Consider the following 15,309-nt stretch of genomic DNA (forward strand, 5'->3'; position numbering starts at 1 on the left):
TCACTGTGCGCTCGCTCGGGTCGGTGGGGCGGGTACGGGGCGGGATCCGGCCGGGGGTTCCGGTGCCGGGTCGGGGACGTGGTCGGGGACGTGGTCGGCCGGTGCGGGTGCGGGTGCGGGTGCGGGTGCCGGTGCCGGTGCGGGTTCCGGGGGCGGGGGCGCGGCGGGCGTGCGGCGGACGGTGACGCGGTAGCCCGGTGGCGGCGCGTGGACCGCCTGGCTGCCGCCGGAGGACGCAGCGGCGGGCAACCCACCCGCACCGTTGGGACCAGGCGCGTCACCGGAGCCGCCCGAGCCTCCCGAGCCTCCCGGGCTTCCCGAACCGCCCGGACCATCCGGACCCGGCTCCGGCTCCCGGCCCGTCGCGAGGACGTCGATCCACTCGCCGTACGGATGGCCACAGCGCCGTTCGCACCCCGACCAGTAGACGGGAAGCCGCCGCCCGCCGGCCGGCCCGGCACCCGGGACCCGCGCCCCGGACGCCACGGCGGCCGCCGCGTCGGACCGCACGTCCGTACGGGACTTGGTGCACCCGGGCAGCCCGGTGCAGGCGCCGACGCCGTACCAGGGGGAGTCGGCCCGGGTGACGAACCCGGCCCGCTCCAGCTCCGTCAGCCGCACATCCGCGTCCGCCGCCGGGCACCCGGGCAGCAGGATCCCGCGCCACGGCGTGAGCCGCAGTTCCCCGCCGGGCGCCGGCAGCAGCGCCCGCCACTGCACGACCGAGAGCCGGCCGAGCCGGGGGAACACGGAGAGCACGACGGTCCCGTCGGGGGCCGCAAGCAGCCCGGGCCCCGGCCCCCCGTCGGACCCGCCGGACCCGCCGGACCCGCCGGACCCGCCGGACCCGCCGGACCCGCCGGACCCGCCGGACCCGCCGGACCCGCCGGACCCGCCGGGCCCGGGGCGCGCGCCGGACGCGGCGCCGGACTCGCCCTCCGCACCGCCGCCCGGCAGACCACCGGAGGGGCCGTCCGGCTCCGCGTCCGTGAGACCCGCGCGGCGCAGGGCGCCGGGCAGGTCCGGCCGGTGACCGGGGGGCAGCTCACCCACCCGCCAGGCGCCGCTGCCGGCCGCACGGGCCGCGTCGAGGAAGGCACGGGCGGCGGCGAGGGCGGCGCGGGGCACGTCGGACGCGGCGAGGACCACCCGCTGCGCGCCCACGTGCAGGACCGCACGGCCGCCGGGCGCGCCGACCGCCGTCACGTCGCCGCCGAGGCCGGCGACGTCGCCGCGGCCGTCGTCGAGCACGAACAGGAACCGGCCCGACAGTTCCGCCGTCCAGTCCTGCCCGCACAGCAGGGCGTCGAGCCGTGCGGCCCAGGCGCGGGCGTCGGCGTGGCCGCGGCCGTCCAGGCCGGCGAGCGGGGTGGCGATGATGTTGCGGACCCGCTCGTGCCGGTGCGAGGGCAGCAGGCCCGCGTCGGTGAGGAGCGCCGTCCACTCGGGGGCGTGCCGTTCGGCGAGGCCGCGGATCTCGACGTTGCCTCGGGAGGTGAGGCCGAGGCGGCCGTCCCCGAGGCGCTCGGCGGCATCCGCGAGCAGCCCGGCCTGCCGCCCCGTCAGCACACCGCCGGGCACCCGGATCCGGGCCACCCGGCCGTCCTCGGCACGGTGCAACCGCAGCGCGCCGGGGCACGCGTCGGGGGTGGACCTGCTGGGTGGGGGCATGCGGGCGAGCATACCTACGGTCTTCAGCCGAAATGTACGCACCGTCCGGCCCTCCCGCCGGGGACAGGACCGTCCACGCCGCGGAAGGCCGCGGGACCGGACGGGAGCGGACGGGCCGGACGCCGGCGGACCGCGCCTCGCCGTGGCGGACACCACAAGCTCCCGAGGCCGGATACCGTTCAAAGCCATGGCCCTCCGGAGGACCCCGACAGCCCACAAGACCGGCGGCCACAAGACCGGCAGGCCACCCGACCGGCAGGCCACCCGACCGGCAGATCACGAACCGCGGAGCCCCACCGGACAACCCACCACCGCATAACCGCAGAAACCGGTAAGGCGCGACCCGTCAGGGGGAACCGGCGGGGGAACACGCGCGGAGAGAACGGACAGGGGCGAACGGGCAGGGGAGAACCCCACACGGAGGGAACCGGGACGGAGGGAACCGGGACGGGGAGAACCGGGACGGGGAGAACCGGGACGGAGAGAACCGGAACGGAGAGAACCGGAACGGAGAACCGATATGGCAGAACCCCACGCACAGGGAACCGGCACGGAAGGCACCCGCATGACGCTGACGATCGAGGACCGTCTGGCCATCACCGACCTGATCTCGCTGCACGGACACCTCGTCGACGACGGAAGCCTCGACCGGCTCGGGGAGCTGTTCACCACGGAGGCGCTCTACGACCTGACGGATTTCGAACAGGGCCAACTGGCGGGCGTCGCGGCCATCCGCGAGGCGGCCCTGGCCCTGGGCGCGGCCAACCCGGTGGCGCACCACGTCACCAACATCGTCATCGTCGGGCTGACGGACGGCGGCCGGGGCGTCCGGGTCCGGTCCAAGGGCCTGGGCATCACCACGGACGGCGTGTGCGGCTCGGTCTCGTACGACGACATCGTGGTGCGCACCTCCGAGGGCTGGCGCATCCGCTACCGGAAGGTGTCCCCGCGCCGCGTCCCCCTGAACGGCGCGGTCCCTTCGTCCTGACAGCGGTCCCGCAGGGCCGGACCCCGGGCGCCTCCGGCACCGCGCCGGGCGACCGGGATCGACGCCGGGCGATCGGGCTCGACCGGTTGATGCCGCCGCGTCCCGACGGATACGGTGCGGCCCATGACAAGCCCTGAGTCGGACAGAGCGGAGCCGCCGGTTGCCCGGCGGCGGATCGCCCACTGACCGGTCGCCGACCGGTCCCCCTCCGACCTCGCCACCGGCAACCGGACGCACACCATCCGTGTGTCCGGCCCCCTGCTACGCGGCGCCCGCCGTGGACATCCACCTGGACGCGCGGCGCGGCCTCGCCGCCGCGCCCGTCGGCTGCCGGCGCACGGATGCCTTCCGTCCGCATCCCGCAGTGCCGAGTGCCGGAGCCGTCCGTTGCCGTTCTTCATCCATGTCCTGGGCCTTGCCGTCTTCGCGCAGGGCACCTCCGAGTTCATGCTGTCCGGGCTGGTCCCGGGCATCGCCCATGACCTGTCCGTGCCGGTGGGCGCGGCGGCGAGCCTGACGTCCGCGTATGCCGTCGGGATGATCGCCGGTGCGCCGGCGATGGCGGCGCTCAGTGCGCGGTGGTCGCGGCGGGGTGCGCTGGCGGGTTTTCTCGCCGCGTTCGTGGCCGTGCACGTCGCCGGCGCCGTCGCGACCGACTTCGCCGTGCTGTTCGCCACCCGGGTGGTGGCGGCGGTCGTCAATGCCGGGTTCCTGGCGGTCGCCATGTCCACGGCGGCCGTGCTGGCGGGCCCCGGGCGCCAGGCCAGGGCCACGGCGGTCCTGCTGTCCGGGGTGACGCTGTCGTGTGTCGCCGGCGTCCCCGCCGGGGCGCTGCTGGGGGAGCGGGCCGGCTGGCGGGCGGCCTTCTGGGCGGTGGCGGCGCTGTGCCTGCCGGCGCTGGCGTTGGTGTTCAGGTCCGCGCCGCGCGGGGCGGACGGGCGGCGGGTGTCGCTGCGGCGCGAGGCGCGGACGCTGCGGTCCCGGCCGGTGCGGCTGGCGCTGGGGCTCGGGGCGCTGGTCAACGGGGCGACGTTCGCGACGTTCGCCTATCTCGCGGTCATCGCGACCCGGGTCGCGCAGCTGCCCGGGGGTGCGGTGCCGGGACTGCTCGCCGCGTTCGGCGTGGGGGCCTCCGTGGGGGTCGCAGCCGCCGGCCGAGGGCGGGGCCTGGGGCCCGCCCTCGGTCTCCTGCCGCTGGGCTGGGCGGTGCTGGCGGTGACCGGCCCGTACCCGCCGGCGCTGTTCGCCGCGACGGTGGTCCAGGGTGCGCTGTCCTTCTTCGCCGGGTCCGTGCTGGTGAGCCGCGTACTGTCCGCCGCGTCCGACGCGCCCTCGCTGGCCGGTTCGTTCGCCACGGCGGCCCTCAACGCCGGGGCGTTCGCGGGACCTCTCCTGGCCGGGGCCACCACGGCGGGCCACGCCTACGCCCACGCGGCGTGGACCAGCGCGGCCCTGGCCACCACGGCCGCGCTCACCCACGCCACGGCACGCAACCGCCCCCCTCACCCCGCACCCCCCTCCACCCCATAGGGGCTCGCCCCCCGAGTGCCCGCCCCCACACTCGCCCGCGCCACGCACGGCGGACCACCGCGTGGGGAGGACCCGACCCGGCAGACGAAGTTCCTCCTTCCGGTCCTACTTCCCGGCCGCCGTCAAGAAGCGGGGCTGCACCTGAGCGGCGCGCCCCGGAGGGGCGCGGGGCGGGGGTCGCGGGCGTGCGGCGGTGGAGGCGGCTGGGCTCCTGCCTGCCTCCCCCAGAGGTGCCCGAGAGGTACCCCAGAGGTACCCCAGAGGTACCCCAGGCACAGCCCCGCGCCCTTTCGGGGCGCGCCCCACGCGGTGACCCGTACCATTCGGTTGACCGAGACGGCGCGGGCCCGCGCAGGGCCCGAGGGAGGAAGCCGGTGTGAGTCCGGCGCGGTCCCGCCACTGTGAACCCGGTCCGGGGTGACCCCGGACCGGGCGAGTCAGGAACTCCCGCCGTCCTCACGACCACCCGGGGCGTGGACACCCCGAGGAAGGCCCCGCATGATCCTGCTGCTGTCGACCTCCGACACGGACCTGCTCAGCGCCCGCGCCGCCACCGGCCCCGTCCGCTACCGGTACGCGAACCCGGCCCGGCTCTCCCTGGACGAGCTGCCCGCCCTGCTCGACGGGGCCGACCTCGTCGTCGTCCGCCTCCTCGGCGGCATCCGGGCCTGGCAGGACGGTCTCGACCTGCTGCTCGGCCGGGACGCGGCCGGGGCCGGGGCACCGGGCGCCGCGGCGGGTGCGGGCGGGCACGGCGCACCCGGTGTGCCCCGCCTCCCCGTGGTCGTCCTCACCGGCGAACAGGCCCCGGACGCCCAGCTCATGGCCGCCTCCACGGTGCCCATCGGCATCGCCGCCGAGGCGCACGCCTACCTGGCGCACGGCGGCCCGGGCAACCTGGAGCAGCTCGCCCGGTTCCTCTCCGACACCGTCCTGCTCACCGGCCACGGCTTCGAACCGCCCGCCCCCGCCCCCACCTGGGGCCCCCTGGAACGCACCGAACGCACCACCGGTCCGACGGCCGCGCCCGCCCCCGCAGCGACACCCGCCCCCGACCCGGCCCCCCTCCCCACCGTCGCCGTCCTCTACTACCGAGCCCACCACATGAGCGGGAACACCGCCTTCGTGGAGGCGCTGTGCACCGCCATCGAGGACGCCGGGGCGCGCGCCCTCCCGCTGTACGTCGCCTCCCTGCGCTCCCCGGAGCCGGAGCTGATCGACGAGCTGCGGGCGGCCGACGCGATCGTCACCACCGTGCTCGCCGCGGGCGGCAGCCGGCCCGCCGAGGCGCAGGCAGGCGGCGACGACGAGGCGTGGGACGCGGGCGCGCTCGCCGCGCTCGACGTGCCCGTCCTCCAGGCGCTCTGCCTGACGAGCTCCCGCAGCGCGTGGGAGGAGAACGACGAGGGGGTCTCGCCGCTGGACGCGGCGAGCCAGATCGCGGTGCCCGAGTTCGACGGCCGGCTGATCACCGTCCCGTTCTCGTTCAAGGAGATCGACGAGGACGGGCTGCCGTCGTACGTGGCCGACCCGGAGCGGGCCGCCCGGGTCGCCGGAATCGCCGTCCGGCACGCCCGCCTGCGGCACATACCCGCGGCGGACAAGCGCCTGGCGCTGGTCCTGTCGGCGTACCCGACGAAGCACTCCCGGATCGGCAACGCCGTCGGCCTGGACACCCCCGCCTCCGCGGTGGCGCTGCTGCGCCGGCTGCGGGCGGAGGGTTACGACCTCGGGGCGGCCGACCCGGAGACGGGCGTGCCCGCCGTGCCGGGGCTGGCCTCCGGCGACGGGGACGAGCTGATCCGGGCGCTGATCGACGCGGGCGGCCACGACCAGGACTGGCTGACGGAGGAGCAGCTCGCCCGCAACCCGGTGCGCATCCCCGCCGCCGACTACCTGCGCTGGTACGCCACCCTCCCGAAGGAGCTGCGGGACGAGGTCGAGCGGCACTGGGGGCCGCCGCCGGGGGAGATGTTCGTCGACCACAGCCGGACCGACCACAGCCGGACCGACCACAGCCGGACCGGCCACAGCCGGACCGCGGCGGGAGCGGGCTCCGGCGGCGCACCGACCGGGGGGGCCGGCACCGCGAGCGGCGCGGACGCCGGGGACGCCGGGGATATCGTGCTGGCCGCGCTCCGGCACGGCAACGTCCTCATCATGATCCAGCCGCCGCGCGGCTTCGGCGAGAACCCGATCGCGATCTACCACGACCCGGACCTGCCGCCGTCCCACCACTACCTGGCCGCCTACCGCTGGCTCGCCGCGCCCACCGCGGACGGGGGCTTCGGCGCGGACGCCGTGATCCACCTGGGCAAGCACGGCAACCTGGAGTGGCTGCCGGGCAAGAACGCGGGCCTGTCCGCGGCGTGTGCGCCGGACGCGGCGCTGGGCGACCTGCCGTTGGTGTACCCGTTCCTGGTGAACGACCCGGGCGAGGGCACCCAGGCCAAGCGCCGGGCGCACGCCACCCTCGTCGACCACCTGGTGCCGCCGATGGCCCGCGCCGACTCCTACGGCGACATCGCCCGCCTGGAGCAGCTCCTCGACGAGCACGCGCAGATCGCGGCGATGGATCCGGCGAAGCTGCCGGCGATCCGCGCCCAGATCTGGACGCTGATCCAGGCCGCGCGGCTCGACCACGACCTGGGCCTCGACGACCGGCCCGACGACGACGGCTTCGACGACCTGATCCTGCACGTGGACGGCTGGCTCTGCGAGGTGAAGGACGCGCAGATCCGCGACGGCCTGCATGTGCTGGGGTCGGCGCCGGCCGGCGCCGACCGGGTCAACCTGGTGCTGGCGATCCTGCGGGCCCGCCAGATCTGGGGCGGTGGCGAGGCGCTGCCCGGGCTGCGCGAGGCGCTCGGCCTGGACGAGTCCGCGGCGGCCCGCGGTGCGGCCGACGCCGCCGAGGAGCAGGCCCGCGGCCTGGTCGAGGCGATGGAGGACGCGGGCTGGGACCCGGCGGCCGTGTCCGAGGTGGCCGCGGGCCGGCCGGCGGCCGTCGCGGACATCCTGCGCTTCGCGGCCCGCGAGGTGGTGCCCCGCCTCGCCGCCACCACCGGTGAGCTGGACCGCACCGTGCACGCCCTGAACGGCGGCTTCGTGCCCGCGGGCCCCTCGGGTTCGCCGCTGCGCGGCCTCGTCAACGTCCTGCCGACGGGCCGGAACTTCTACTCCGTCGACCCGAAGGCGGTGCCGTCCCGGCTCGCGTGGGAGACCGGCCAGGCCCTCGCCGACTCCCTCCTGGAGCGCTACCGCGCCGACCACGACGGCGCCTGGCCGACGTCCGTGGGCCTGTCGCTGTGGGGGACGAGCGCGATGCGCACCGCGGGCGACGACGTCGCGGAGGCGCTGGCGCTGCTCGGGGTGCGCCCGGTGTGGGACGACGCGTCGCGCCGGGTCACCGGCCTGGAACCGGTGCCGCTCGCCGACCTCGGCCGGCCCCGCATCGACGTCACCCTGCGCATCTCGGGCTTCTTCCGGGACGCGTTCCCGCATACCGTCGCCGTCCTGGACGACGCGGTGCGGCTGGTCGCGGGGCTCGACGAGCCGGACGAGCGGAACCACGTCCGCGCCCACACCCGCGCCGACCTGGCGGCCGGGGTCGACGAGCGGCGCGCCACCACCCGTATCTTCGGTTCCCGCCCCGGCACCTACGGCGCGGGCCTGCTCCAGCTCATCGACTCCCGCGACTGGCGCACCGACGCGGACCTCGCCGAGGTCTACACGGTCTGGGGCGGCTACGCGTACGGCCGCGGGCTCGAAGGGCGCCCGGCGCGCACCGAGATGGAGTCGGCGTACCGGCGGATCGCGGTGGCCGCGAAGAACACCGACACCCGCGAGCACGACATCGCCGACTCCGACGACTACTTCCAGTACCACGGCGGCATGGTCGCCGCGGTCCGCGCCCTCACGGGCAGCGCCCCCGAGGCGTACATCGGCGACTCCACCCGCCCCGAGACGGTGCGCACCCGCACCCTCACCGAGGAGACCTCGCGGGTGTTCCGGGCCCGGGTGGTCAACCCGAAGTGGATCGAGGCGATGCGCCGGCACGGCTACAAGGGCGCGTTCGAGCTGGCCGCCACCGTCGACTACCTCTTCGGGTACGACGCGACGACGGGCGTGGTCGCCGACTGGATGTACGACAAGCTCACCGAGACGTACGTCCTCGACCCGGAGAACCGCGCGTTCCTCCAGGAGTCCAACCCCTGGGCCCTGCACGGTATCGCCGAACGCCTCCTGGAGGCCGAGTCCCGCGGCATGTGGTCCAAGCCGGACCCGCAGATCCTCGCGGCCCTGCGGGAGGCGTTCCTGGAGGCGGAGGCGTCACTGGAGGAGGGCACGGAGACGGAGGAAGGCACCTCCTGACCCTCTGGGGCGCGCCCCGGGAGGGGCGCGGGTCCGTGTTCATCGTGCGGTTCCGTCGCGTGGGCGTGACCAGCCGCGACGAGGCCGTCGGTTCGTCGCTGTCCGAAGGGGGCTGTTTCTGTCGCAGGCGGACCACCGGCGGGTGGGTGGTTGCTCGCGCAGTTCCCCGCGCCCCTTCAAGGCGGGGCTGCGCCCCGGCCCGCCGTTGGTTCGTCGCCGTCCGAAGGGGGCGGTCTCTGCCGTCTCCGGAACCACCGGCGGTGGTGGGTTGCTCGCGCGGTTCCCCGCGCCCCTTTTGGTGTGTGCCCCTACGTCGGGCGTGCCCCGGCCCACCTCAGGGGCGCGGGGAACTGCGCGATCGGCCACGACGAGACCGTTGGGTCGTCACCGGCCCGAGGGGGCTGTTTCTGTCGCAGCCAGGGCGCAGGCCAGTGGTGGGATGCTCGCGCAGTTCCCCGCGCCCCGGACGGGGCACGGAGCATACGAGCACGTCAGCTCGTGAGGACAGCCTTCATCACGGCCCCCTCGGCGACAGCCGACAGCGCGCGGCCGTGGTCCGCGAGCGGAAACGGCGTCACCAGGCCGGTGAGGTCGAAGCGGGCGGTGAGGGCGGGGAGGAGGCGGACGTACTCGACGAGGTGGGCGCCGGAGAACGCCCAGGAGCCGATGACGTCGAGCTGGCGGTGCACGATCTGGTGGGGGTTGAGGAGGGTGTCCCCGGCGTCCGTGTACTGGCCGATCACCAGGTAGGAGCCGCCGCGCCGGGCCAGCGCGAGACCCTGGGCGACGGCCGCGGGGACGCCCGCGCACTCGATCACCAGGTCGGCCCCGGTTCCCCCGGCGGCGGCGCGCGCCTCGTCGAGGACGGCCCCGGGGTCGTCGCCGTCGACGATGTTCAGGTGGACGTCGCCGATGCCGGCCGCGGCGGCGACCCGCAGCCGTTCGGCGGGCCCGCCCACGATGATCACGCGCCCCGCGCCGGACAGCTGCGCCAGCGCCGCGGCGGCCAGCCCCACAGGACCGCTGCCCTGCACCACCACGGTCTCGCCGAGCCGGACCGGACGGCGCTCGTAGAGGGCGTGCACGACCGTGGGGCCCGCGCACCCCAGCGCCATCGCGGCGAGCGGTGACACGTCGCCCGGGGCGCGGACCAGGGTGGTGCCGGGCTGCAGGACGATGTGGTCGGCCCAGGAGCCGGAGAGGGCGGGGCCGTCGGCGATCGAGCGGTTGACGCCGTAGGTGCGGCGGTTCTCGCAGAGCGTGGGCTCGCGGTGCAGGCGGCACGGAGGGCAGGTGCCGCAGGCGATCGACGACGCCCACATCACCGCGTCGCCCTCGCGCAGCGGCGCGCCCGTCGCGTCGTGCGTCAGTCCGAATCCGAGTTCGCGCAGGGTGCCGAGGCCCTCGTGCCCGAGCACGAGCGGGGTGGGCACGGGCAGGTGCCCCTGCTGCAGATGCAGATCGGTCCCGCACACCCCGCCGTACCCGCACGCAACCACCGCGCCTCCCGGCGGCGCCTGAGGCACGTCGAACTCCCGCAACACAGTCGGCCGTCCTGCCTGTTCCAGCACGACGGCCCGGCCCACGACACTCTGTTCGGCACTCATGCCCCCATCGTCCCAGCCGTTCGGGCACATTGACCCCGGCAGTCGTCGGAAGACGGCGTCCGGCTCCCTGGAACGTGGCCTCGGCCCACGGCCGTCCGGCGGCGGGGCCTCACCCGTCCCCGGGGGCGGCGCGGGAGGCGGTACGGGCGGTCTCGGCGGTGATGGTCTCCAGTGCCGTGGTGATGCGCTCATGGTGGGTGCGGTGGGACACGACGCAGACGCGCAGGGTGTGGCGGCCGTCGATGACCGTGCTGGAGAGCAGGACCTGCCGGTCGGCGTTGATGCGTGCCAGCAGGCGCCGGCTCGCCTCGTCGGCCCGTTCCGCGGCGGCCCGGCTGACGTCCGCGGGACGGATGCGGAAGATCACCGTGGACAGGTCCGGGCGCTGGGGGACCTCCAGCTCCGGGACGGCGGACAGGGCGGCGTGCACGTGCTCGGCCAGGTCGAGCTTCTCGTCCAGGGCCGCGCGGAAGGCGTCGGTGCCGTGCAGGTGCAGGGGGAGCCAGACGCGCAGGCCGCGGATCTCGTGGGTCAGCTCGGGCCCGAGGCGCCCGGAGTCGGGCACGCCGCCGCCGTCGTCCACGTCCTGGAGGTAGCTGCCGGTGCCGCCGTGCGCGGCGTCGAGCACAGCGATGTCGCGGACCACGAGGGCGCCGGTGCCGAAGGGCATGAACAGGGTCTTGTGCGGATCCAGCGTGATGGAGTCGGCCTGCTCGAACCCGGCGAGGCGGTCCCGGCCGCGTGCGGTGAGGCGGAAGAAGCCGCCGTAGGCGGCGTCGATGTGGAACCACAGGCCTTCGCGGCGGGCCAGCCGGGCGAGCCGCGGAAGGGGGTCGATGGTGCCGGTGTCGGTGGTGCCGGCGGTGGCCACCAGCAGGAACGGCCGCAGCCCGGCCGCCCGGTCGGCGCGGATCGCCGCGGCCGCGGCGTCGGGGTCCATCCGCAGCTCGGGGGTGTGCGGCACGAGGCGTACGTGTGCCGCGCGGATGCCGGCGAGGCGGGCGGCCTTGGCGACGGAGTGGTGGGCGAAGGCGGTGGTGTAAACGGTGCCGGTGGCGAGGTCCTCGCCGAGCCGGTCGTGGCGGGCGGCCACGGTCGCGGAGAAGGTGGCCATGGAGCCGCCGCTGGTCAGCACGCCACCGCTGCCGGCGGGCAGTCCGCACACCTCTGTCGCCATCCAGCGGACCACGCTCTCCTCCAGCGCGGCGAGCGCCGGGGCCGCCGCGGCCACGCCGCCGTAGCGGTTGGTGGCGCGGTTGTAGAACTCGGCGAGCGCGGCGCTGAACAGGCCGCTGCCCGGGATGTACGCGAGGTGACCGGGCCCGGCGCTCTCCTGGGCGCAGTCGGCGGCCTCGTCCAGGAGAGCGAGCAGCGTCTTCAGGTCGCCGCCCTGGGCGGGCGGCGGCGCCAGGAAGGACTCCACCAGGTCCGCCGTGGCCTGTCGGCCCAACGGGTTGCTCGCCGGGCGGTGGGGAAGCCGCTCGGTGCGGTCGACGATCCGGTCCAGCACGAGCCTGCCCATGCCGGCCATCGTGGCCCGGTCGGGCTCCAGGGGGACAGGTTGCATGAGGCCATTTCACACCCCGCCGCCCTGAGGCACCGCCGGTGGCCGCGCCATCGGTGAGCGCGGCCCCACCGCTCGGGCCGGCCGGGACGGCGCACCGTAGGCGCGCTACGCACCCACCTTCTTCCGTACGAACCGTGACAGTGCCGTCGTCGCGGCGGTGAGGAACACGAAGGTGTAGAGGATCTGGATCACCGTCACCAGGCGGGCGGACTGGCCCGTCGGGGCGATGTCGCCGTAGCCGATGGTGGAGAGGGTGACGAGGGTGAAGTACACCGCGTCGAGGCGGGTGTGGATGCCGCGGATCTCGCCGGGCTGTTTCGCGAGGGCGAAGTACGCGGCCGAGAAGATCAGGGCCGTGAGGCAGACCAGGAGGGGGATGGCCAGGCCGGGCCTGGTGCCCGGTCGGTCCCTGAGGACCGCCAGGATCTGACGGACGAGGACCGCGGCGACGAGGGTGAGGGCGGCGGTGAAGCCGGTCCAGCTCGCCGCCGGGTGGCTCGGGCCCAGACCGTCCAGGGGGAGCAGCCAGTACGCCGTCACCATCGCGCCCGCGAGCAGGACCGCCGCCGTGTACGTCCGCGCGGGCGCGAGGGGGCGGTGCCCGCCCGGGCCCGGCGCGGGGCCGGGGCCGGCGGGGCGCCCCGGGCCCACCGGCCCGCCGGGGTCGCCCCCGCCGGGGTGCGGCCGGTCGTCCCCGCGGGAGCGGGGTCGGTCGCCTTCGCCGTGGTCAGTCCACCTGTGCACGCCTGCGGTCCGTGCACAGTGCCCACACCACGAAGATGTCGATGGCGATGGAGATGATCGCCCAGACCGGCTGGTAGGGCAGCCAGATGAAGTTGGCGATGAGGCTCAGCGACGCCACCGCCACGCCGAAGGCGCGTGCCAGCGGTGCCCTGGCCAGAATGCCCAGGCCGGCGAGGGCGACCACGATGCCGACGCCCAGGTGCAGCCAGCCCCACGAGTTCACGCTGAACCGGTAGACGTAGTTGCCCACCCCCGCGAACGCGTCGTTCGTGATGATCCCCGCGATGCCCTTGAGGATGCCGAGCACGCCCTCCACGAAGAGCAGGATGCCCGCGAAGATCGTGCCACCCCTGGCCAGGCCGCCGGCCATCCCGGTGGGCGGGGGGCGGTGGGGCGTGCGGGGTGCTGCTGACTGTGCCATGAGAGGGCTCCTTATGTCGGAGGGGGACACCTGGCGGCACGCCCGTGTCCCTAGCTCATTTCGAGCGTGTGCGCCCGTCAGGAGCCCCACCACCGCAGTGCCGCCGAACGGGTGATCCCCTGGGGTGCCGTCGCAGGTCACAGGGGGTGCGGGTGGGGGGCGGTGCGGGGCATGGCGGGTACCTTCCCCTCACTCCAACGGCGTGCGCCCGGCCGCCGGGGCCCGCGGCTGTGGAAAACAACGGATGGGCCGACGAGGGCTTCCGGCCCGTGGCCGGCGCGTTCGTGCTGGTGGAGGCCGGGGACGCCCTCCGATGCCGCCGCCGGAGTCGCTGCTCACCCGGATCGTCACGATGAACGGGGCGCTGGTCTTCCCCGGCCTCGACGACCCGCGCGGCTGGAACGACCCCGCGCTGCTCGGCATGGAGCCGCCCGGTGCGGGCGCGGTCGCCTCCGCGACCGGTCTCGCGGGCCTGTACGCGGCGGCCGCGACGGGCTTGAGGGACGGCCCCGGCTGCTCACCGCGGGCCGTCCGGCGCCGGAGGGCCCCGTCCAGTCCGCGCGTGCGGCCTTCCGCGCGGTCCGTCCCGGGGGCACCTCCCAGGCCCTTGGCCGACGGTTTCGTTGTGGGGGCGCGCGTGCAGTCCGCGCCGTTCATCCCTCCCCCGCCGCCAGATACTCCACCCACCCCCCGTACTCACTGATGTCCCGCGCCCCCTCCACTCCCACCCCCGCCCCACAGACGAACCCCAGGCACCACTCCCCGTCCCCGAGCCGCACCTGCCCCAGCGCCAGCGGCGCCGGTACGACCGTGAGGAAGCGGCCGAGCGCCGCCGCGCTCAGCAACCACCGCTCCCCGCGGATCGCCGCCCCGCCGGCCCCGGCCCCGGTGTGCACGAGCCCGGGCCGCGGCGGGCTGGTGGCCAGCGCGGTGAGCCGGTACTCGGGGGCGGTGACCACCTCGCTCCCGAACCGCGCCCCCAACTCCGTGAGCTGGTGGTTCAGCGGCTGCCCCCGTAGGTGCGCCCCGAACACGGCCAGCGCTACGCCGCCGCCCGGGTACGGCTCGGGCGCCTGCTCCCCGGTGAGCAGCGCGGCCACGTCGATCGCGACCTGGTCGTCGAAGGCGCGGGCGACCACGCTCACCCCGAACGGCCCCCCGTCCGCCTCGCCCGCCGGCACCGCGACCGCGGACAGGTCGAGCAGGTTGACGAAGTTGGTGTACGTGCCGAGCCGCGCGTTGACGCCGACCGGGTCGGCCCGCACCGCGGCGATGTCCGGGTGCTCGGTGGTGGTGGGCAGCAGCAGCGCGTCGTGGCCGGCCAGCAGCCGCGCCGCCGCGGCCCGGTACCGGCCCAGGCGCTCCTGGTCGGCGGCGAGCGCATGGGCGGGCAGCGCGGCCGCGGCCAGGATGATGCCGGCCACCGTCGGGTCCGCGCCCTCCGGCCGCCCGGCGAGCACCTCGCCCACCGCCGCGTACCGCTCCGCGACCAGCGCCCCGTCGTACAGCAGCCGGGCCGCCGCCAGCAACGGCCCCACGTCCACGGCCGCCGTGCGCGCGCCGGCGGCCCTCAGCCGCTCGGCGGCTGCCTCGAAGGCCGTGCGGTACCCGGGCGTCAGCGGTCCGAGGTCCGCGCCGCGGGGCACCGCGACCCGGGGCGCGGGCGGTGCCGCGAGCCGGACGCCGTCGGGCCAGCGGCGGCCGCCCGGATCGCCGTCGTCCGGACCCGTCAGCACCGCGAGCGCCCGCTGGGCCTCGGTGAGGGTGCGGGCGAAGACGGTCACCGCGTCGTACGGGCGGGCCGCCGGGACCACCCCGGTCGTGGGCACCAGGCCGAGCGTCGGCTTCAGCCCCACGATGCCGTTGAACGCGGCCGGCACCCGGCCCGAGCCCGCCGTGTCGGTGCCCAGCGCCACGTCCACGATGCCCAGCGCCACCGCGACCGCCGAGCCCGAACTCGACCCGCCCGCCACCTTCTCGGGGCGCGTGGCCGCCCGCACGGCCCCGTACGGGCTCCGGGTGCCGACCAGGCCGGTGGCGAACTGGTCCATGTTCGTCTTGCCCAGCACCACCGCCCCCGCCGCCACCAGCCGCGCCACGGCCGGCGCGGAGGCGGCCGGGGTGCGGGCGAACCCCGGGCAGGCCGCGGTGGTGGGCAGCCCGGCCACGTCGATGTTGTCCTTCACCGCGGCGACCACCCCGGCCAGCGGCAGCCGCTCGCCCGCCGCCGCCCGCCCGTCCACCCGCCGCGCCTCCTCCACCGCCTCCGCCTCCGGCCGCAGGGTGATCCACACCTCGCTCCGGTCCACCTCGGCGATCCGCCGGTAGGCGGCACGGACACGTTCGACGGCACCCGATACTCCGGTGGAGACCTGACCCGGGCTCATACGGTTTCCTCTCCCATCAC

9 protein-coding genes and 1 riboswitch are annotated in these 15,309 nt (G+C 76.1%); of the genes, 3 read left to right on the forward strand and 6 right to left on the reverse strand.

Features of this window, described 5'->3' with window-relative positions; all coding sequences use genetic code 11:
- Nucleotides 1–1,671, reverse strand: a complete 1,671-nt coding sequence (locus tag ACSMXW_RS18205; RefSeq protein WP_485797774.1) for a cobalamin biosynthesis protein CobG — start codon at nucleotides 1,669–1,671, stop codon at nucleotides 1–3.
- Nucleotides 1,672–2,191: 520 nt separating this feature from the next.
- Between ACSMXW_RS18205 and ACSMXW_RS18210 the strand changes: the two genes are divergently transcribed.
- The 3 genes from ACSMXW_RS18210 (at nucleotide 2,192) to cobN (ending at nucleotide 8,563) form a co-directional block, all read left to right on the forward strand.
- A complete protein-coding gene (locus ACSMXW_RS18210) occupies nucleotides 2,192–2,659 on the forward strand; it encodes a nuclear transport factor 2 family protein (protein WP_485797775.1) in 468 nt (155 codons plus the stop codon).
- Between the two features lie 387 nt (nucleotides 2,660–3,046).
- Nucleotides 3,047–4,189, forward strand: coding sequence for a Cmx/CmrA family chloramphenicol efflux MFS transporter (locus ACSMXW_RS18215; protein ID WP_485797776.1), 1,143 nt, complete (start codon nucleotides 3,047–3,049; stop codon nucleotides 4,187–4,189).
- Nucleotides 4,190–4,511: 322 nt separating this feature from the next.
- Nucleotides 4,512–4,656: riboswitch (cobalamin riboswitch) on the forward strand.
- A 298-nt stretch (nucleotides 4,657–4,954) separates the two neighbouring features.
- Nucleotides 4,955–8,563 carry a cobaltochelatase subunit CobN gene (cobN, locus tag ACSMXW_RS18220; protein WP_485808130.1) on the forward strand — a complete coding sequence of 1,203 codons (3,609 nt, stop codon included), beginning with the start codon at nucleotides 4,955–4,957 and terminating at the stop codon, nucleotides 8,561–8,563.
- A 491-nt stretch (nucleotides 8,564–9,054) separates the two neighbouring features.
- Here the strand turns inward: cobN and ACSMXW_RS18225 are convergent, their stop codons facing one another.
- The 5 genes from ACSMXW_RS18225 to atzF all read right to left on the reverse strand — a co-directional run bounded on the left by ACSMXW_RS18225 (nucleotide 9,055) and on the right by atzF (nucleotide 15,289).
- Nucleotides 9,055–10,170, reverse strand: a complete 1,116-nt coding sequence (locus ACSMXW_RS18225; protein ID WP_485797777.1) for a zinc-binding dehydrogenase — start codon at nucleotides 10,168–10,170, stop codon at nucleotides 9,055–9,057.
- Nucleotides 10,171–10,279: 109 nt separating this feature from the next.
- Nucleotides 10,280–11,737, reverse strand: coding sequence for a pyridoxal phosphate-dependent decarboxylase family protein (locus ACSMXW_RS18230; protein ID WP_485797778.1), 1,458 nt, complete (start codon nucleotides 11,735–11,737; stop codon nucleotides 10,280–10,282).
- Nucleotides 11,738–11,842: 105 nt separating this feature from the next.
- Nucleotides 11,843–12,481 carry a potassium channel family protein gene (locus ACSMXW_RS18235; RefSeq protein WP_485797779.1) on the reverse strand — a complete coding sequence of 213 codons (639 nt, stop codon included), beginning with the start codon at nucleotides 12,479–12,481 and terminating at the stop codon, nucleotides 11,843–11,845.
- Nucleotides 12,465–12,902, reverse strand: coding sequence for a DUF7144 family membrane protein (locus ACSMXW_RS18240; RefSeq protein ID WP_485797780.1), 438 nt, complete (start codon nucleotides 12,900–12,902; stop codon nucleotides 12,465–12,467). Before ACSMXW_RS18240 ends, ACSMXW_RS18235 begins: the two co-directional genes overlap by 17 nt.
- A gap of 653 nt (nucleotides 12,903–13,555) precedes the next feature.
- On the reverse strand, nucleotides 13,556–15,289 hold the full coding sequence (atzF, locus tag ACSMXW_RS18245; RefSeq protein WP_485797781.1) for an allophanate hydrolase: 1,734 nt from the start codon (nucleotides 15,287–15,289) through the stop codon (nucleotides 13,556–13,558).
- Between the last annotated feature and the right edge of the window lie 20 nt (nucleotides 15,290–15,309).

The organism is Streptomyces sp. DSM 116793, assembly GCF_057320905.1.

Bases quoted from the DNA above. Each gene is read 5' to 3' on its own strand.
- ACSMXW_RS18225 (WP_485797777.1), bottom strand. From the start codon at position 10,170: ATGAGTGCCGAACAGAGTGTCGTGGGCCGGGCCGTCGTGCTGGAACAG.
- ACSMXW_RS18240 (WP_485797780.1), bottom strand. From the start codon at position 12,902: ATGGCACAGTCAGCAGCACCCCGCACGCCCCACCGCCCCCCGCCCACC.
- atzF (WP_485797781.1), bottom strand. From the start codon at position 15,289: ATGAGCCCGGGTCAGGTCTCCACCGGAGTATCGGGTGCCGTCGAACGT.
- ACSMXW_RS18205 (WP_485797774.1), bottom strand. From the start codon at position 1,671: ATGCCCCCACCCAGCAGGTCCACCCCCGACGCGTGCCCCGGCGCGCTG.
- ACSMXW_RS18230 (WP_485797778.1), bottom strand. From the start codon at position 11,737: ATGCAACCTGTCCCCCTGGAGCCCGACCGGGCCACGATGGCCGGCATG.
- ACSMXW_RS18210 (WP_485797775.1), top strand. From the start codon at position 2,192: ATGGCAGAACCCCACGCACAGGGAACCGGCACGGAAGGCACCCGCATG.